Genomic DNA, 19,836 nt, shown 5'->3' on the forward strand with positions numbered 1-19,836 from the left:
CAAGCGCATTTTCAAATCAGTCAGCTACTGACAAAATGATAAAGTAGGCTGAGACATTTTATTTTGTCCCAGCCTCTAGATAAAAATATTATTTATTTTTTAGCTTGGTAACTATGATATATATGCCTATCATCACTAAAATCACTTGGAAAAAGTTACCAATTAACAAGACGACAATGTAAAACGGGATGATAAAAAGCAGTGCTCCAAAGAATATAGAGAAAAATAGTATAACAAAAGACATGTTCTCAGAAACGTTGATATTCAAATTGTTCCCCAACAACCACCTGATTAAATCATTTACAAACCACACACATTTCCATATACAATACATAAACACTGCCAGCAAAAATATAGAATAAGGTACTACTACTAACATTTGAATAAATGCAATGATACCGTCCATCGATTATCTCCAATTACATATAATATTTTTATTACTGTATAGCGTAGGTTGAGTATTTATTCATGCACTATCTCATTAAAATAAGCACACTGCCATGCTTGTGTCTTAGCTGCAGTGTTATTTAATCCCGTCTCCCAAGGTGGATACACTCTCAATGCCATTTTCCCTTTAGAATCATCACTTTTTAAAATACCTTTCTTGATCAATATATCCTTTGGAAATATAAACTGGCCTCTCCGATTATCATCAACAATATTCACTATTAATTGATTCTCTAAATCATCCTCATTAAAAGGCACATTCGTATTATTTTCATCTTTCTTCCACATAGCGAAAAAGTAACCCTTTTTATTAGGTGTCCTTTGAGCAAATCTACTTTTGAATAGGCCATTTCGAGTTTTTATTTCTACCGCTTCATATTGTTGATTCCATTCTTCTAATACATAAGAAACATCAGAATTTGAAAATAACAATTCTAACAAATGGTAAGATTGCATCGTCTCAATGGATTTCATAAATATCTCCTTTTATGATATTAATTTCACTTACAGCCAATATTATTTGCATTAAATATACTCTGATTTATTAAAATTAATATATAGAACTGTAGTTAAAATTACTAAGTAGACAACCATCCATATATTAATTATAAGAAAATCCTTATTTAAGATAAGCATTATATCTTCATTTAACATCATCATAAAATCACTTATCGGTGGGAAGATCCAAAGAACATAGCTTGAAATAGAAAAAGCTTCAATTATAACAACTCTTAATATTGAAAACAGAAAAATCAACATCATTATTAACCAAACAAATTTATAAGATAGTTTTGGAATTGTTTTTAATAAGGTTGTAATAAGAACGCCCACGATTATTGTAATTATATGACTATAAATACCAATTACAATTTCTATTAGATTAGGTATATGCTCAAATCTAAAAGTAATTATAGGATAAATAATTGCGACTATACCCAACGGTAAAATAAGTAATATTGAAAATATTAATTTATTAGTCAAATATGTACTTTTAGATTTTAGTTGAGTAAATAATAATTGTTTTTTTTTGGAGAGATTCTGCGTCAATAATTGTTACAGTTATCCAACCAGTTACAAATAAAAGAACCATTGATGTGCTAGCAAAACTAGACATGATTGGTTGACCAGAATAAAAATATATAATAATTAGTAACGTAAAAAATGTCACAAAAGGTGCTATTAGCTTATAAGTTCTAATATAGTTTTTAAATTGATACTTAATTAACGCCATTTTTTGTATACCTTCTTACTTCTTCAATAAAATATCCATTATGGATTAATAATGCTATCACTTGATTACTTTGAGATGAATTTACAATAATACTTCCATCTTTGCTCATTTGAAAGTCATGTTCTTTTAAAATAATAGATAATTCTTTTTCTGACACTTGTATAATTTTAATCAACATCTTCATATCCGCATTAGTTGAACTATTATCTATTAGATGATTTTGTTCAATATTATATCGATGGGTAACAAACGTATAATCTACTATTTGTTCATGTGAAGTTAGTACGATTGTTGCAAATTGTTTGAATTGAATTAATAACGACTTTAACTCTGCGATGGCATTTTTATCAAGACCAGAAAATGGTTCATCCATAATATAAATATCTGCTTTTTTAATTAAACACTGGGTTAGATTCACCTTTTGTTGAGTACCTTTAGAACATTCATGAATTCTTTTTTGCAAAAATAGTTCTAAGTTAAACAGATGCGTCAATTGACTTAATTTAATGTCAGATTGATTTTTAATACTTATACTATCAATAAAATCTAGATATTCTTTAACAGTTAAATTAATAGTCATTGGCAAATGATCTGGTGCGTAACTTATGTTACCTTTAACACTCATCAATCCACTAGAAGGTTTCATTATATTGGCTAGCATTTTTAAAGTAACACTTTTCCCTGAACCATTCTTACCTTCAATTAAAATAATAGAGTTATTTGGAAAGTTCATACTCATATTTTTAATAATTGCTTGATGATTAATTTCTTTTGAAATGTTCTTACCTTCTACAGAAAATGTTTGCATTTCAATACTCCTAAATCTAAAAGACGTTATGTTTATTGTATCTTTCTTACTTATAAAAACAAAATTTTACTATTCAAATACATTATATAATTATTCTACAATTTTCATATTTACATTTAATATCTAGACATTAAAAAGCCTATCAAAGTGTTCATACTCTGATAGGCTGCATTGTACTCACGCTATACCTCTATACTAATAACGCTTTACTTTCAATTTCATGTTTTAACTTTTCAATAAATGCTTGAATATCCATTGTTTCATTATCATCATGTGCATATTTTCTAACTGAAACAGTGTGATGTTGTTGTTCATCGTCTCCTAATACTAATGTGTATGGGATTTTATTCAACTGGCTTTCTCTAATTTTTTTGCCAAGCTTTTCTTCTCTATCATCTATAGCAACACGGATATTCTCATCTCTTAGTGCTTCTGCAACTGTACGGACGTATCCGTCATTATTATCTGATACGCCAATTAAATTCACTTGTACAGGTGCCATCCATAGTGGGAATGCACCTTTGAAGTGTTCAATTAAAATACCGAAGAAGCGGTCTAGTGAACCGAATACTGCTCTATGCAATACAACTGGTCGTTCTTTTTCATTTTGTTCGTTAATGTAAGTTAATTCGAATTTCTCTGGCATTTGGAAATCTAATTGCACTGTAGCACATTGATGGCTTCGATTTAATGCGTCTTTAATATGCACATCAATCTTAGGACCATAGAAGACTCCGTCCCCTTCATTAACAGAATAGTCTAATCCAAGGTCATCCAATACATGTGCCAATGATTGCTCCGCTTCATTCCATAAGTCTAATTCTCCTAAGTAATCATCAGGACGTGTTAATAATTCAATACTATATTCAAAGCCAAATACTGAATAAATATAATCAATTAATTTCAGAATTTCTTGCACTTCTGATTTGATTTGAGATTTCATAATAAAGATATGCGCGTCATCTTGGCAGAACGTTCTCACGCGTAGTAAACCATTCAACGCACCACTAAATTCATGACGGTGCACTTGACCAAATTCAGCAATTCGAAGCGGTAAATCTTTATAAGATCTAAGTTCATTTTTGAAAATTAACATATGTCCCGGGCAATTCATTGGTTTCAACGCGTAATCATTTTCATCCACTTTAGTGAAATACATATTCTCATGATAATGGTCCCAATGTCCTGATTCTTCCCAAAGTCGTTTGTTCATCATCAATGGTGTTCTTACTTCATCATAATCGTGTTTCAATTGAACTTCTCTCAAGAAACTTTCCATTTGATTGCGAATGAACTGACCATTAGATAGGTAGAATGGCATACCTGGTGCTTCTTCAGAGAACATGAATAATTTCAACTGTTTACCTAAGCGTCTATGATTTCGCTCTTCCGCTTCTCGTAAGAATTCAAAATAGTCATCAAGTTGATCTTTAGAACTAAACGCTACGCCGTAAATACGTTGCAACATCTTGTTATCACTATTTCCTCGCCAATAAGCACCTGATACTTTAGTTAATTTAAAGTGATTTACAAATTTAGTACTTGGTACATGTGGACCAACACATAAGTCAATAAACTCACCTTGTTGATAAAGTGATAGTTGATCATTACGATGTTCTTCAATAAGTTCCAACTTGTAAGGATTTTCTTTAAAAATGTTTTTAGCCTCAGCATAGCTTAAATCTTGTCGCACAAATTTTAAATTCTCGTTGTGTATTTTCTTCATTTCTTTTTCGATTTTATTTAAATCTGCTTCACTAATGGATTCATCTAAATCGATATCATAGTAAAAACCATGCTCAATTACAGGACCGATTGTTAATTTTACATCGGGATATAATCGAGTAAGTGCTTGTGCTAAGACGTGGGCGGCAGAATGTCGCATTACATTTAAACCTTCTTGATCTTTAAGTGTGTAAAATGTGAGTTCACAATCTTCTTGGAGAGGATGGGTTAAATCAACTAAACGGTCATTCACACGACAAACGACTGCTTCCTTATATAAAGATTGGCTAATAGATTTCGCTACATCACTAGCGCGTACACCTGCTTGATAAGCTTTATTACTTCCATCTGGAAATTGGATATTGATTTGTTGATTAGACATGATACATCTCTCCTTAAACATTCATATAAATAAAAAAACCCGTCCCTACAAGAGGGACGAGTTTGTAACACCCGTGGTTCCACCCAACATTCCATCTCAACTAAGAGATGACACTTTAGCCATGCATTAACGCGCATGAAACGTTACATGTTTCCATGTAATCTATGAAAAGGTAGTAAACTATATTTTAGATTAGGAGTATCTCAGCGTTTATTCCCTCTCTGTGAATCGTCAACATAGCTCTTGTCCTTCAATCGTGTATTAATTTTTTATAATCATATACCTATCTTAATTGTTAGTCAAATGCGCATCAGAATATCAAATTAACTACATTAATTACCTTTTTGACAGTTTATAACTTTTAAAAAAACAAAAATATCTAGCCAAAGCTATATTCACACACTTCAACTAGACATTTTCATTTAAACTTGATATTTAAAGATATTTGGATCATAGATTTTTAATACTTTTACAAATAAATAATGGAAAAATAGCGCAGAAATTAATGGAACAATGATGTACACAATGGCGATAATCAATAAGCCACTCGTTGTACCCATTTCCAATAAATTTAACGATTTAATCGGTCCAACAAGACCAATGAGTCCGAAACCTGCTGAATCGGGTGTACCTTTAATATTGAACAACCCTCCAACAAATCCTGACACACCTGCCGTACATACAATTGGAAGCATCATCATTGGATGACGAATCAGCGTCGGCATCATTAATTTTACTGCTCCAAGTAATACCGTAATCGGAATACCTGGTTTATTTACGCGCCAACTACCTACTGCAAGCATAATCGCACTCGCTGCTACACCAACTGCAGCTGAACCAGCCGCTAAGCCTGAAATGCCAATTGCCAAACCTATCCCGATTGAAGATATTGGTGAAACAATCAATATAGAGAAGATCATCGCAATCAATATAGTCATGATAATAGGTTGCGTATTCGTCAATCCATTGATAACATCTCCCAAGCCTAACGTAATCAATTTAGTGTATGGCAAGATTAATAGTCCAAGTAATCCCGCCACAGCACCACCAACGATTGGTAACACAATCATATTTAAACTACCTAATTTATGACTAATCAATAAAATGATACCGACTGCAATCGATGCAGTAATCATCGTATTAATTAAATCTCCTATACCAACAATGACCCACTTATTATCTGTGAAAGTAGATGCGCCAGATCCTACAAATGCAGCTGCACCTGTAACGGCGGTTTGTAATTGCGTTAATTTAAATTGTCCTGCAATTAATACACCTGTCAAAATTGGAATTGAATATTGAATCCCTTGCGTTACAAAGGCTACTTTCGTAAATATATCGTTATACTGACTTAAATATTCACTTAACTCTCCTAATATTGCGTTTGGAATCATACCTACTACAATTGCTAAAGCTACACCATTTAATACATTAAATATAAATGTTCTGGGTGTTATCATTTCTCTCTCGCCCATAATTCTTATACCTCAAAAAGCTTTCTCTTTTTATAAATTTTAATCTTGATTTTAAAGTATTGAATCAATAATTCAATCACATTAATTTAAATCTTTAAAAAATAAATATGTAACATTCATTATTTGTTCACAACTTGGATATTATATTACATTAACAATTACTAATGTAACCTATTTTTGATTACTATATCATTTTGCATGCAATTTCATAAAATAAATTAGGATGAATATTCATTATAATGTTTATAAATTACACTTTATGTATAGATAATACTAATATCATATTTAAGGTTGGGATACATATGCGTACTTTTCAAGAGGAAGATAAAATTAAGTTACTAGCAGATATTATTGAAATTCAGTCAGAAAATGAAAACGAAATCGAAGTCTGTCATTATATACAAAACTTATTAGCACAATACGATATACCTTCTAAAATATTAAAAGTGAGCGAGACAAGAGCGAACTTAGTAGCTGAAATCGGGAGCGGTTCGCCAATATTAGCGATGAGTGGTCATATGGACGTAGTTGATGCCGGGCGTCACGATAAATGGACTTATCCGCCATTTAAACTCACAGAACATGATGGCAAATTATATGGACGTGGAACGACGGATATGAAGGGTGCCTTGATGGGAATGGTTATCGCACTCATTGAATTAAAAATGTCTGGAGATTTACCTAAAGGAACAATACGCTTACTTGCGACAACGGGAGAAGAAAAAGAACAAGAAGGTGCCAAACGATTTGTAAAAGATGGTTATTTAGATGACATTGATGGCTTAATCATCGGAGAACCTACAGACAACGGGGTATTCTATGCACATAAAGGTTCAATGGCGTGTAAAGTGACTGCCACTGGGGTTGCTGCACATAGTTCAATGCCATTTTTAGGGAAGAATGCAGTAGACACGTTAGTCCAGTTTATAAATCAATTAAATTCAAAATATGATAATATCAAACAGCATGACCTTCAACATGAGCTAGATGTTGCACCAATGGTAAATAAATTTATGAAGGGCACTTTAAGCGAAAAAGAAGAAAACTTCGCATCAGGATTTACATTGATGGGTTCTATTATTAAAGGTGGCAAACAATTCAACTCTGTACCCGAAGAAGCCTCTATTGAATATAATGTAAGACCTGTGCCTGAGTATAATAATGACTTTGTTAAGTCACTATTCCAACAGACAGTTGATGAGGTGAATCCTGAAGCATTGTCGTTTGAAGTCGTAAGTGATCATCGTCCTGTCACAAGTGATAAAAATAGCACGTTAATTCAAGTAATTACTGAAGTTGCACCTCATTACGTGAATGAAGAAGACGTCTTTGTCGCAGCATTCATTGGTACTACCGATGCTTCAAGTCTGTTAGGTGATAATCCTAATAATGTAGATCTTGCTATTGTTGGTCCAGGTATTACGATTATGGCCCATCAAGTGGATGAATATATTGAAAAGGACATGTATCTTAAATATATCGATATCTACAAAGACGTTGCAGTGAAGTACTTGGCGAAAAAGTAATTTATAGATAGAAAATGAGACGTAGCACCGACATTCATACCTTAGTTGGTTAAAGATGTCTAATGCTACGTCTGTTTAGTTAGTGTATGTTTTAACCCTTAAAATAAATCTTTCTCATCTTCAATTAGCCATAGTCTTTTCTTTGGCCTGTTTAGCTTGACTGCGTGTATGTTTCGTGGCAATGGCTTTGATTACAATCATAGCAACACCAATGAGCGACGCTAAAATCAAAGAAAATCCACCTAATTCTTTAAATAATAAACTGCCTTTCACATAACCTGAGGCACCCTCGTCAGTGTATATCTTAGTGTTCGTATCTAACATAATGATGGCGCCATACGTTGAAGTACCTCCAAAAATAATTGCCCAAGGTATCATTTTTCCTAATCCCCAGTACTTATTACGTTTGAAAAAAGGTAAGAAAATGATAAAGTATGGGAACAAGATAAATATAAGGGCAAAGCCAACAGTGAATAAAATAATCCAAAAGAATCCTGTCGCTACCAAGTAATAACTAAAAATCTGATACACACCTAGTGTAATTAAAATGATAAATACTAAAATGAATACATATTTGATAGGGCCATCTAGTTTAGTCGCTATCCTATCATATGTATCTAATGATTTGGACTTACGATAAATAATTGTGCTTGTTAGTTTCATGATTAATACATATAAAACGGTTAATGTAATGAAGATTAGACATTCTTTACCGTATAGACCAATAACGAAGTCTAAAAGTGACATATTTGAACTAGACGACATCTCCAGCTCCTCTCCCAATATAAACATATTCATTACTCCTTTGTTATCTCGTTGTTCATGTTAAATTCAAAGTTTATTGCTTATCCAACGTTTGATATGTAATACAAGCTTGAATATATAGAGCTAACCATAACTCATCAGGATATTTACCATCATTATTCACTGTAATTTGGTTTTGTTCTCCACGCTTATTTGTTTTTTCGCTTTTCTTATAATCTAATGCCGTACGTTCAGCTGATAAAATAATATGACTATGCTCGTCTTTAATCACTGTAGAATGGAATCGATCTGGATTCTCAAAGCGATAAGTTTCCTTTGCCTTATTGACAAAACTATATGGAAATAGACATTTGAAGCCACCTTCTTTTATCATTTTATCTTTTTTTAAAGTACCTATTTCTTCACCATCTAACAGTACTCTATACATAGCATAATTAGTCATACCTTCGACACGTTCAATAATAACTGAATGGTCATCAGATCTAACTTGTGTACCGTGTAAAAGTTTTAAGCCAAACATACTTCTCGTCTTTTGACTATTATCCTTGTAGTAAGGAATATGACATAATCTTTCTTTACCATAAATAGGAATATATTGCTTATCTAAAATCATACCTGGTGCTTGGTAAAAATACTTCCCATTACCATATCCACTATGGTCAACATGGTCTAATTTATCCTCACTGTATGTCTGTTGAGATTTTTTTCAAATTGCATTAATAATCAAATAACCTACACCAAAGATGACGATTAATACAATTAAACCTGTGATTTTCATATGAAACTCCTCAAAATTTGACTTTATTAAGAAATCACTTCCATCTCTATCATACAGTTCTTTTATTTCAGAAAAAATAGTATAAATTAAAAAATTTAGATAAATTTAATATTTGATTTTAATAAATAAACCTATCTTTTTTAGGATTGTTTATAAATTTAACGCTTAGAAGGGAACACTAACCTGTTAGTGACCGTAGTCTACCTTCCCTATAACGTTCATGTTGTTTAATACCAACTGTGACGACAACTATGATAGTTTTTCCCCTATTAGCAAATGATTAACGTAAATCATTCTTTATGTTTGAAAACAAAGTCTCGATGTCTTCAATATCACTGATATTAGGTATAAATATCATTTCTTTCGCATTCGGATACGGCGATACTAATTCATATCCTTCTAGCTTTTCAAGAGGAGACTTTGTGGCTTTAACTAACAATCTATTATCATACAAACCACCTATCACTTTGTCCTTATAATAAATGAGATACTCCCCCATCATACTTCTCGTTTTAATTTTGCTTGAATTAATTTTATTTAAAAATATTTCGTGAAAACTTTTGTCTGTTGCCATTCGACATCTCCCCTTTATTCTATGGATACCCCGATATTAAATAAATTGAGCCATTTTAAATTGAAATCATAGTTATTTTGATATTAAAAATATATAATAACGCTACTACACTTAAAGGAGTTGCTATATCATGAAGACGCTACTTATTAATGCCCACCCAGATTTTAATAATGAATCAACATATACTGTTTAAAAATTTATTTTTAGATAAATATAAAACTATATTTCCAAACGTGGAAATTGAAGAATTAAATTTATATGATATTGATGTACCTCGTATCGAAGGTGATCAATTATTAAATGTTTGGAACAAGCAAAGTTCAGGCGAGTCCCTATCAGATGGTGAAACAAAAATTGCTGATATGTCGGCATTCTTATTAAATCAATTTAAAGCTAATCATCGCATTGTCATTCTAACACCACTTCACAATTTCAATATCACATCGAGATTAAAAGACTACATCGACAACATTATGATTGCTAGAGAAACATTTAAATATACTGAGGATGGTTCTGTTGGCTTAATGATAGATGATTATAAAGCACTATTATTACAAGCAAGTGGTGGTGTCTATACAAATGACGACCGTTATACGCCACTTGAATTCTCATATTACTATTTAAAAGAAATGTTTAAAGAAATCATGGGATTTGATGAGTTTTACATCGCTCGTGCCCAAGGTACGTCAGTCTTACCTGAAGACGAAATCTTAGATGCTGCAAACAAAGATTTAAACAACGTATTCGATGCGTTTTACACACAAAAATAGTTTCAATTACACAAAAAGTGAGCAAGACAATGACATTACCCTAGTTATGTCATCCCGCTCACTTTTTAAAATTTATTAAATTAATAAATCACTACACAATATTATCAATAATTTCTTTACGTAATTTACCTCTGATTTCAGCCATCGTATTTAAATTATATTTTTTATAATCCCCTGAGTTTAATCTGAACGCATGGACACCAATCACTTCATTTTTACTATTTAAGACTGCCCCACCAGAAGAACCTGGTTCTGCCATCATTTGATAATAGCCAATCGGGTTCACATTACGTGCAGTCATCGTGTATTTTCCTTTTGAATGATACATTGTGCCGGCAGGATCATTTTTATATTTACCAGTCGGCTTACCATAGTGGTACATGTGAATAGGTGTGTTTGCTTTCATAGCTTTAATCGAACTTTCTGATGCAATCTTTCTTATCTTCATATACTTTGAAATATCTTCATACGTATACACTAGAGAAACATCACCATATTGCAGCATTTGAACACCAAAGACTTCAAGTGTACGCACTATTTTAGATCCCTCTTGTAATATGTTGATACGCATATTTTGTGGTTGTGACGGTGTTAAAGGCTTATGCGCGTTTTGATCATTAACAACATGATTCGCAGTTAGAATCGTATACTTTCCAATTGCTGTACCAGTGCCATATGTTAATTGTTTTGCTTTTGGATTCCAATTATAAACTGTTGCAATATTGGCATCTTTCGCCTTAGCATGTTCAATGGTTACACCTTTATTGCCTGATTTCTTCATAATTTTTAAAGCGTCATCAATACCTGATTCTTTCGTCGTTTGACCGAAATCACGTACATTATCATCACCAGGCACATTAGATGGCCAACGCTTAGGTGCTTTATTGTAATAATTCTTTTTCGTCGTTGATGATGCTTTTTTAGACGCTTTGACTGTTGTTTGCGCACTTGGTTTCGCAGTTTTAGTCTTAGTTACAACTGCCACTTTCGTAGTTGATTTACTTTTCGTTTTAGTAGTTTGTGCTAATAATTGTGGCTTCGCAGATTGTGTACCCGTTACTTTTGATGCTTTTTGTGGTTTCTTATTTGTTGAGACAACTTTTTTGTTAACCTTAGTTGGTTGCTTTTGTATTTGCTTTTGTTTTGAAAAGTTTTGCGATGAAGGTTGTACTTTAGTACTTTTTGGTGTCACATGTGTTGAAGTAACATGTGCTCGTTTAGAAGATGCCATTGTCTTTTGTAACGAAGCTTGATTGCGATTTGTTACCTTAGACGGCGTTTGTACCTTAGTCTGAGCTACTACAACTTTATCTTTAGATACATTTACTGAGTTATTTTGGTATTTAATGACATGGTGTTGAGATGTTTGTTGTACACCTAAATGATCACTTTTAGTAGAAGCATATGCTTCATTAAATTGAAAAAGAAAAGATAAACACATCGTTATCAGAAAGACTACTAATATAAGTGAATATCTCTTTAATGCTACCCCTTTGTTCACTATACTCATCCCTACTTTCATCATGTTTCAAATCAATTAATTATTGCTTTAATTTATTATATACCTTAATTAATGCACACTACAATATTCATTTTTATAGTTTTTTTAACTTTTAATAAATATTAAAATTATATAATATTGAATTGTCATCACTTTAATTTATAACAATTTATTCACGCGTTCATAAATATACAAAAGGACAGCTAGTAGAATTTAATCTGCTAGCTGCCTATTTTTAATAAATATTAATGATTATTTAGATTTACTATCTTTTTGTTTTCTTTTTTGCAAATAAACGCCAAATACAGGTGCCATTCCGACTATTATAAAGAATAGCGTATAAAATATAATATGAACCAATGTACTTAAAGACATTTGCAATGGCCTCCTCTAATGCTACATTTCATTATCACCATAACATTAATCCCTGCCTAATTCTATCTATTATCCATAGGGAGGTAAGACTTACCTCTTCCTCTAATAAATCAAGACCTCATGACTATCATCACGAGGCCTTGATATGAAACATTAATACCTTTTTTATTATATCGTATTATTCATTCTTAAGGGCTTTTTCAATCGCTTTAACGTTCTCTTTCATAAATGATTGATACGTATTTTTGTCATCATCTTGTTGTTTCGTATGTGAGCCCATATTATAGAATTTAATTGTTTTTGCGTCAGTTTCTTTTCTAACTGTGTCGGCAACTTTGTTAGATACATTTTCTTCAGCTAAGATATATTTCACTTTATCTTCTTTAATTTGTTTAACAATATTTGTTAAATCTTTTTGGCTAGGTTCTTCAGCATTCATATTTTCAATACCTTCTTGTTTGAAGTTATATCTATCAGCTAAGTAACCAATAGAGTCATGTGAAATATAAACCGTTTTACCTTCATTACCTTTAACTGCTTCTTTCATATCTTTATCGATGCCTTTTAAGTCTTTAACTAATTTATTATAGTTATCTTCATAGTAATCTTTATGTTTACTATCTTTCTTAACTAATTCATCTTTAATTTCTTTAGCGAATTTTTGACTAATCACAGGATCTAACCAGATATGAGGATCATATTTGCCATGGTGATGGTGCTCATGTTCTTCGCCGTGTTCATGCTCTTCACCATGTTCATGCTCATGTTCATGTTCTTCGCCTTTTAATAAGTCACTATTTTTATCTAATGTTGATTCTAAAGATAATGTTTTATCTTTATCATTAATGGCTTTGGCAATTTTCTTAGCTACGGGGTCTAAATTATCACCTGTGTATACGAATAAATCTGATTTGCCAATATCAACCATTTGTTTCTGACTTGGGTCATATGTATGTGGGTCTACTCCGTTTGGATAAACTGATTCAACATCAACATATTTACCACCGATTTGTTGCGCAAATGATTTAAGTGGATAAACTGTCGTCTTAACTTCTAACTTACCTTTATGATCAGATGATTTATCACTATCACCTTTGCCACATGCTGCAAGTGATAATGCTAAAACAGCTACAAATAATAAAATAATACTTCTCTTAAACATGTACACATCTCCTAAATCAAAATCATTACGTTTTATTATTTACATTAATCCGTCTAATTGTCAATGCTAATTTTTAAAATTATTAATGTTAGACATCAGAAATGCATTTAATCTCTCTTGATTTATTCATTTTTTGAAAATGTGTATCAATTTAGGTATACTTTTTTAAATAGTAATAATTACGATTTGTTTTTTGGTTTATTTCGCTACCTCAATAACACTGTAAAATCGTAACGTTGGTATCTCATTCAAAGTTAGGAGTTTATTATGGAAATCATTATTGTTGGAGGTTTCTTAGGCAGTGGCAAGACAACAACATTGAACCACCTAATTAAAGACGCATTGAATCATGATATAAAAACCGCATTAATTATAAATGAATTTGGAAAAATGAGTGTCGATAGTCATCTCATTGAGCCAACTATTCCTATCAGTGAGATTGTAGAAGGCTGCATTTGTTGTGCTATGAAATCAAACGTTTCACAACAATTGCATGAATTATATTTAGAACATCAACCAGATCTTGTGTTTATAGAATGTAGTGGTATAGCTGAACCATTGGCTGTTGTTGACGCCTGTCTAACACCTGTCCTAGCTCCAATTACCACTATTAGAAGTATGCTTGGCATCATTGATGCAAAGTTGTACGAGAAGATAGAAACATACCCTAGAGATATTCAAGCGTTATTTTATGAACAATTAAGTCATTGCTCTACGCTATTTGTAAATAAAATTGATATTGCTGATTTTAATCAAGTCGCTCGCTTATTAAGGCATCTAGAGGTCATTAATGGAGACGCAAACATACAAGTAGGACAATGGGGAGAATTAACGTTAAACACATTGTTAAACGTGAAACATTTAGATGCTAAACAAAGAGGTACACTCCATCACGCCATCAATCATCAGTTGATAGACACGCCTCGCTCACAACCAAAAGCAGCGTTCATTGAAAGGTTAACCCAACTCCCACAACAAGTTTACCGTGTAAAAGGATTTGTTCGTTTTACAGATAATGAATTGATACATCTAGTTCAGTATGCTGGAGGAGAAATCGAATTAACACCGATTCAATTCAAATCAGATGTTCCTTTATATTTGGTAGCTATTGGGAAACATTTAGATGATATCGAGTTAGACTTATAACAATAAAAAATCCAACACGAGATCGTGTTGGATTGTCATATAAGCTTTTACTAAACAAAAGTAAAGTAAGCACTATTGAATGATAATGCCTTTATCGGTTGTTTCAATGGTTGCGTCTTTCGGGGCTTTAATCATTTTACAAACCCAATAGAAATCACCAGCACAACATCCTGCATGAAATGTTGCAAAGAAGAAAAAGAGCCCCCGTGGAAACCATCCTAAAAATAACGTCACTATAAATAGCGTTGTAATAATGACAAACGGTGCGATACTACTAATTAAAAACGTAAGCGGTGTGAACGTCCCACCTGGTATCGCACAATAAATCATACCGCTGGCTGCCCCAAAGTAGACTTTATTCTTAGGTGAAAATAGTTTGAAAAATATCCCGTGAATACACTCATGAACAACAAACATAAGTACAATAAGAATAATCACGAATAATGCGTTAACTAACAAAGAATCAAAAAATTTAGGTGCATCCGAAAACTTCATAATAATATAAAAAATAATGCCGAAAACAACAAAGCTAATATAAGAATATATAGCTAACTTATTCGCCAATTTTTTATCTTCTAACAAGTTAATTTCTTCCAAACATAACGCTCCTTTTGAAAGTTTTGTTACTACAATCGTAATATGATTTCGTGAAGTTCACAATGCATCGTTGTTTCATTTTTGATTTATTTTACTTTTAACTTTAAAGAAGCACTCTTATTATTCGCTTTATCTTTGGCATACATAACGAGTGTTGTTCCTTTTTTCTGTGGTCTTATATTAATCGTATATGTTCCTTTAGAATTAACAGTAGCACTTCCTAATTTAGTAGAACCTTTGTAAATATAAACGATTGACCCTTTTTCACCTTTTCCAGAAATCGTTCTTGGTGCCATCTTGCTGACTGTCGGCTTTTTAGGTGCTGTTCTATCTAATACAGTTATTGTTACAACTTTACTTTTATTTTTATATTTATTAACTGTATAAAGTTGTATTTGGCTATTCGCCAATTGTTTAGGTATTTTCATAAAATATTTGCCATCTATTACGGACGCTTGCCCTATCTTTTTACCATTCACATAAGCATACATCGTCATTCCCGAAGATGCTTTACCTCTTATTTCAGTTGAAAAGTCTGCAACAGGATCTACTGAAAATGTTTGTACATTCTCCGTTCTTTCAACTTTAAACTGACAATTAAGTTGATTGTTAGCATACACAGGATCATATCTCATTTCATTACCATATTTATCAGCAGCTAATATTTGATCAATATTCACAACACCTGTCTTAATATAATCCGGAAGTTTAAACTGGAATTTAACTTGCCAGTTACCATTGTCCAATAATGTCAGTGTTCTTGTAGAATGTGTAAACTGCATTGGAATGTATTGGTGTGTGCCTCTTTCATAACCATCTGGTTCAACTGTAGACATATCCGCACTTGCAAACATCAAATCACTTTCATCTTCAATCTCAGCCGTAAGCGTCACAATATCATTAGGATTATACACTTTCTTATCTAAGCTAATGTTCACCACTTTCGGATCATCATATTCTGCTTTACGTGTTGATGAAGCATCAAATGCTGAACCATCATAACCACCTAACGGATCTGCTGTACTATCATTGATTACTTTAATTACAATATTATTGAAGTTACTTTCACAGTTACTATCATAATTATCATTCCAACACTTTATATCTAAATCAAATGCCTCATCCACCATTTTATCTGGTAACTTAATTTCGATTAATGATTCCCAGTTACCATTGGGTTTCTTGTAGAATCGAGTTGTACGTCCAATATAAGCAGTTCTATCGAAATAATAAGGCGGATCACTTATATACCAACCACCATAACGATGAGAAAAAAGTTTAGCTTCATTGTAGATTGGTTTAACAAAATCTTTATTATGTTCAGTATATATTCTTACTGTTTCGCCCGGTTTATATGTTACTTTATCTGTTTCAATACCTAATATACCTTGATAAGTGGTATCGTCACGACCATATTTGTATGTGCTATTTCCTCGTATATCACTCATTCTCTCATCATTATATTCTTTAATTCTTCTAATTTCTTTTTCTTGGTCACTTGTAGCATTAGATGAAACTGTATATTTTCTATTCACTTTAATTTGTGGTGTCGTCGCTTTTGGTGCAATAGTGTTGTGAAGTGTTTTGTTTGAATGACTACTATATTTAACTGCTGTGTTTACATGTTTAGTATTATTTGATGCAGTATTTAATTGTTCTTGCTTAACTAATTTTTTGTCATTTATTTCCTTAGTAGGTGCGGTTGTAACCTTTGTTGATTGTAAATTACTAGTGCTTTTTTGTATTTTTGAAGTGTTGACTTGTGGTGCATCACTCTTAGGAATGATTGATTGTTTTGAAGTCCCCACATCCGACTTAGTTAATGGTATATGCTGTTTTTGTTGTGTTGCATTTACATTTGTATATGTTTGTTGCTTATTTTTAACATTATTTAGACTGCCAGTAGTCTTATTAATGTTATTTTGAACTTTACTATTCGTTTGATTTTGTTGAACTGATTCTTTTGACGTCGCTTGTTGATTATTTATTTTATTCTCAGCTGCAAAAGCTTTCGCTTGATTACCGCTTAAATGATGTGAGAGTACGCCTACTGCAATCATTCCTTGGCAAGCAATGATTGTTTTAATTGTCATTTTAATTAGTCGTTTTTGAGTATTTTCTTTCATCTATCTATCCCCTTAAATTTTTATGTTGCCTTTAATAATCCCACTCTTCTCCATCCCATTCAGAGGTGCTACCATCACTTTTCTCTACTATAATTGCTCGATGGGCTTTATCTTCATTTTCTTTACCATAATTAACTCTATAACTGAATTCACCTTCATCGACTGAGTGTATCCAATCACTACTATCTAACACATCATTCGCAATGGCTCTTGCTTCACTTGTGCTTGCTACTTCATCGCTATCGCTATCATCTGAATTATTACTTGGCAATTGATCGACATTCTCTATAGCTAATACCATGCCATCTTTAATTGTTACTAAGACACTAAAATCATTATCTTTATACGTATCATAAATGAGCGTATTGCCTTCTCTATCGTCAGGTTCACCGTAATGTTCAATGTAGTCGTCTTCCGTTATATTACTTGGTGTGACGATGACTTGACTTACATCATCGTGCTCATCATATAAAACAGCTATATCCCCATACTTTTCATATGTACTACCTTGTAAATAGACTGTGCCATTCGATTGTCCGTATCTCGTTTCAACACCTGAGCGGCTCATACCGTTGTATATTTCTGCATATCCATCCGTTGAAGGAGACTTAGTATATGCCTGGTCAAATTCATCACTAAAAATATCAATTTGCGCTCCTTCAGAACTACTATCTGAAGTATCTGAACTTTGACTTTGTGTCGTATCATTAGAACTGTTATGACCAGTAAATTGGTTATAAGCAAAATAAAGACCATATAAGAGTAAGCTTAGAATGGCGACTATAAGTATTGCTAACAACACTTTCCCAAAACCAGAGCTTTTATGATGGTCATTATCTTGATAATGATATGTATATCGATCATTTACTTCTTTATCTCTGGCAATTCTATTGTGATTACTGTATTGGTTATTTGGTTGATTACTTTGTTGGTTACCTTGTTGATTACTTTGTGTATTACTTTGAGATTCATGTAGCTTAGTTCCACAGTTATTACAAAATGATTGATTGTCATTGATTTTACGCCCACAATTTGTACAATATCTCATTTAACGCTGTCTTCCTTCCATTTCTAGATAATCATTTTGAATTTGGTTTACTTGATTAAGCCCAGATTTCATTAATATAAACACAAAAATCCATGCAATAATAATTAGGAAAACCATTTTCAAATTACTACTTCCTAAAACTGTTATATCTGTATCCCAAATACAATGGAGAATCACAGATACAAAGAAGAAAAATAGAAAGCGCTTATCTAAAATATTAGCCCAGGTAAAATGACGCGCATCTTTAACAATAACTGCTGCTGCACCAATGATAGACGCCCATACTAAATGTCCACCAATTGCTGACCAACCTCTTAAAATAGTAATATCCATAATTTCAGTTAAATCTGGTGTACCAGTACTCAAAATCCCATAATTCAAGATATATCCTGCTGTTTCAAATACAGCAAAACCTGCACCTATAGAGGCACCAATCAATAGACCATTTAGTATCTTGTTTGTTTTAAGATAGTTAATAAATAAGATAACTATTATGGCTTTACCAAGTTCTTCAACTAATCCTATTAAGAACGCGTCAGTAATCGTCATGATTCCATAAGTTTCTAATTCATCACTAAAAGAGACAAAATTATACAAAATGATCGTACTTAGTAGCGAAAATACGCCACCTATAAAAAACATTTTCAATACTTCAAAGAAACTAATATTCTGAAACGCATTAGATTCATAAAAAAATATCAGACCAGAAATAGGAACAATGAGTGCACCTATAAAAATCAATCCAGGTAACGCATTCGTATTCGCAAATGTATTAACTAAAATTAATAAGACCATAAAAGTGATACCTAAAGCTAAAAACACACGTGAAAAGACCCATGGCTTAGCCCATTCTTGTGACACATCTTTAATGTGTGGTGTCGTATTTTTCGTACCAGCAATAAAAATGTCATCAGATTCATGCTTAGCATGAGATTTAAATACTTCTGAAAACATATCCTTCAAATTTAAGTTCAACACTTCCTCATTACCAGCAAGTCTACCAATTGATTTGGTTGTGTTATTGAATAAATTTTTCGCCTCATATGCTAAATTCATATTTTCAGTGATTTCTACTTGTTGATTATTATGAACAAAAGCACCTGGAATCGCTTGAGTATCAGTATTCGTTAAATCATAGCCACAATTAGTACAAAACTTGTCACTCTCATCTACAATTTCATGACAACTAGGACACGTTAAATTAGGTGAAATCTCCTCTTTGTCCACTGTTTTCAAATTATCAGCCATTAAGTCATGACCACAATATTGGCAGAATTTATCATCCCTCTTTACATTACCACCACAAGCTAAACACTCCATTTAGTTGCACTCCTTATTTTTAATTATTACTAATACAAATATTTTAATTTATTTCAAGTAAAAATACTATTTAAATTTAA

Annotated in this window: 17 protein-coding genes and 1 pseudogene; 3 read left to right on the plus strand and 15 right to left on the minus strand. The window is 32.2% G+C overall.

What is annotated here, in order from left to right:
- Window positions 1-462: 462 nt before the first annotated feature.
- The 5 genes from SBL15_RS07445 to SBL15_RS07465 all read right to left on the minus strand — a co-directional run bounded on the left by SBL15_RS07445 (window position 463) and on the right by SBL15_RS07465 (window position 6,068).
- A complete protein-coding gene (locus SBL15_RS07445; RefSeq protein ID WP_107634678.1) occupies window positions 463-921 on the minus strand; it encodes a MepB family protein in 459 nt (152 codons plus the stop codon).
- Between the two features lie 517 nt (window positions 922-1,438).
- Window positions 1,439-1,678 carry a hypothetical protein gene (locus tag SBL15_RS07450; RefSeq protein ID WP_233664277.1) on the minus strand — a complete coding sequence of 80 codons (240 nt, stop codon included), beginning with the start codon at window positions 1,676-1,678 and terminating at the stop codon, window positions 1,439-1,441.
- Complete coding sequence (locus SBL15_RS07455; RefSeq protein WP_317955636.1) at window positions 1,665-2,486, minus strand: ATP-binding cassette domain-containing protein; 822 nt, start codon at window positions 2,484-2,486, stop codon at window positions 1,665-1,667. Before SBL15_RS07455 ends, SBL15_RS07450 begins: the two co-directional genes overlap by 14 nt.
- Window positions 2,487-2,676: 190 nt before the next feature.
- Window positions 2,677-4,593, minus strand: a complete 1,917-nt coding sequence (gene thrS / locus SBL15_RS07460; RefSeq protein WP_317955638.1) for a threonine--tRNA ligase — start codon at window positions 4,591-4,593, stop codon at window positions 2,677-2,679.
- Window positions 4,594-5,015: 422 nt separating this feature from the next.
- The gene (locus tag SBL15_RS07465) at window positions 5,016-6,068 is read right to left on the minus strand and encodes a PTS transporter subunit IIC (protein WP_317955640.1); all 1,053 of its coding nucleotides are present in this window, start codon (window positions 6,066-6,068) and stop codon (window positions 5,016-5,018) included.
- A 302-nt stretch (window positions 6,069-6,370) separates the two neighbouring features.
- Between SBL15_RS07465 and SBL15_RS07470 the strand changes: the two genes are divergently transcribed.
- The gene (locus SBL15_RS07470) at window positions 6,371-7,594 is read left to right on the plus strand and encodes an ArgE/DapE family deacylase (protein WP_107636107.1); all 1,224 of its coding nucleotides are present in this window, start codon (window positions 6,371-6,373) and stop codon (window positions 7,592-7,594) included.
- A 120-nt stretch (window positions 7,595-7,714) separates the two neighbouring features.
- Here SBL15_RS07470 and SBL15_RS07475 read toward each other — a convergent pair whose 3' ends face one another.
- The 3 genes from SBL15_RS07475 to SBL15_RS07485 all read right to left on the minus strand — a co-directional run bounded on the left by SBL15_RS07475 (window position 7,715) and on the right by SBL15_RS07485 (window position 9,711).
- Window positions 7,715-8,386 carry a hypothetical protein gene (locus SBL15_RS07475; protein ID WP_107636106.1) on the minus strand — a complete coding sequence of 224 codons (672 nt, stop codon included), beginning with the start codon at window positions 8,384-8,386 and terminating at the stop codon, window positions 7,715-7,717.
- Window positions 8,387-8,432: 46 nt separating this feature from the next.
- A complete protein-coding gene (locus tag SBL15_RS07480) occupies window positions 8,433-8,972 on the minus strand; it encodes a hypothetical protein (RefSeq protein ID WP_317955642.1) in 540 nt (179 codons plus the stop codon).
- A 445-nt stretch (window positions 8,973-9,417) separates the two neighbouring features.
- Entirely contained in the window at window positions 9,418-9,711 is a 294-nt protein-coding gene (locus tag SBL15_RS07485; RefSeq protein WP_107614008.1) for a TfoX/Sxy family protein, read from the minus strand.
- A 130-nt stretch (window positions 9,712-9,841) separates the two neighbouring features.
- On the opposite strand from SBL15_RS07485, the pseudogene SBL15_RS07490 reads away from it, so the two are divergent.
- A pseudogene (locus SBL15_RS07490) lies at window positions 9,842-10,481 on the plus strand (FMN-dependent NADH-azoreductase).
- Between the two features lie 91 nt (window positions 10,482-10,572).
- On the opposite strand, the gene SBL15_RS07495 reads toward SBL15_RS07490, so the two are convergent.
- From SBL15_RS07495 to SBL15_RS07505, 3 genes are all read right to left on the minus strand, one after another.
- A complete protein-coding gene (locus SBL15_RS07495; protein WP_107614006.1) occupies window positions 10,573-11,922 on the minus strand; it encodes a trypsin-like peptidase domain-containing protein in 1,350 nt (449 codons plus the stop codon).
- A gap of 312 nt (window positions 11,923-12,234) precedes the next feature.
- On the minus strand, window positions 12,235-12,357 hold the full coding sequence (locus tag SBL15_RS07500; RefSeq protein ID WP_259341614.1) for a hypothetical protein: 123 nt from the start codon (window positions 12,355-12,357) through the stop codon (window positions 12,235-12,237).
- 178 nt (window positions 12,358-12,535) lie between these two features.
- On the minus strand, window positions 12,536-13,519 hold the full coding sequence (locus SBL15_RS07505; protein WP_107612340.1) for a metal ABC transporter solute-binding protein, Zn/Mn family: 984 nt from the start codon (window positions 13,517-13,519) through the stop codon (window positions 12,536-12,538).
- 267 nt (window positions 13,520-13,786) lie between these two features.
- Between SBL15_RS07505 and SBL15_RS07510 the strand changes: the two genes are divergently transcribed.
- Entirely contained in the window at window positions 13,787-14,665 is an 879-nt protein-coding gene (locus SBL15_RS07510; protein ID WP_107612339.1) for a CobW family GTP-binding protein, read from the plus strand.
- A gap of 72 nt (window positions 14,666-14,737) precedes the next feature.
- On the opposite strand, the gene SBL15_RS07515 is transcribed toward SBL15_RS07510, so the two are convergent.
- The 4 genes from SBL15_RS07515 to SBL15_RS07530 form a co-directional block, all read right to left on the minus strand.
- A complete protein-coding gene (locus SBL15_RS07515) occupies window positions 14,738-15,262 on the minus strand; it encodes a DUF3267 domain-containing protein (protein WP_107612338.1) in 525 nt (174 codons plus the stop codon).
- An 86-nt stretch (window positions 15,263-15,348) separates the two neighbouring features.
- The gene (locus SBL15_RS07520) at window positions 15,349-17,388 is read right to left on the minus strand and encodes an Ig-like domain-containing protein (RefSeq protein WP_107612337.1); all 2,040 of its coding nucleotides are present in this window, start codon (window positions 17,386-17,388) and stop codon (window positions 15,349-15,351) included.
- A 31-nt stretch (window positions 17,389-17,419) separates the two neighbouring features.
- Window positions 17,420-18,436 carry a zinc ribbon domain-containing protein gene (locus SBL15_RS07525; protein WP_119472263.1) on the minus strand — a complete coding sequence of 339 codons (1,017 nt, stop codon included), beginning with the start codon at window positions 18,434-18,436 and terminating at the stop codon, window positions 17,420-17,422.
- The gene (locus SBL15_RS07530; RefSeq protein WP_107613552.1) at window positions 18,437-19,756 is read right to left on the minus strand and encodes a PrsW family glutamic-type intramembrane protease; all 1,320 of its coding nucleotides are present in this window, start codon (window positions 19,754-19,756) and stop codon (window positions 18,437-18,439) included. It lies immediately after the preceding gene.
- Window positions 19,757-19,836: the final 80 nt, after the last annotated feature.

The sequence above is a fragment of the Staphylococcus sp. NWU MKU2 genome, from assembly GCF_033283605.1.
GTDB lineage: Bacteria > Bacillota > Bacilli > Staphylococcales > Staphylococcaceae > Staphylococcus > Staphylococcus haemolyticus.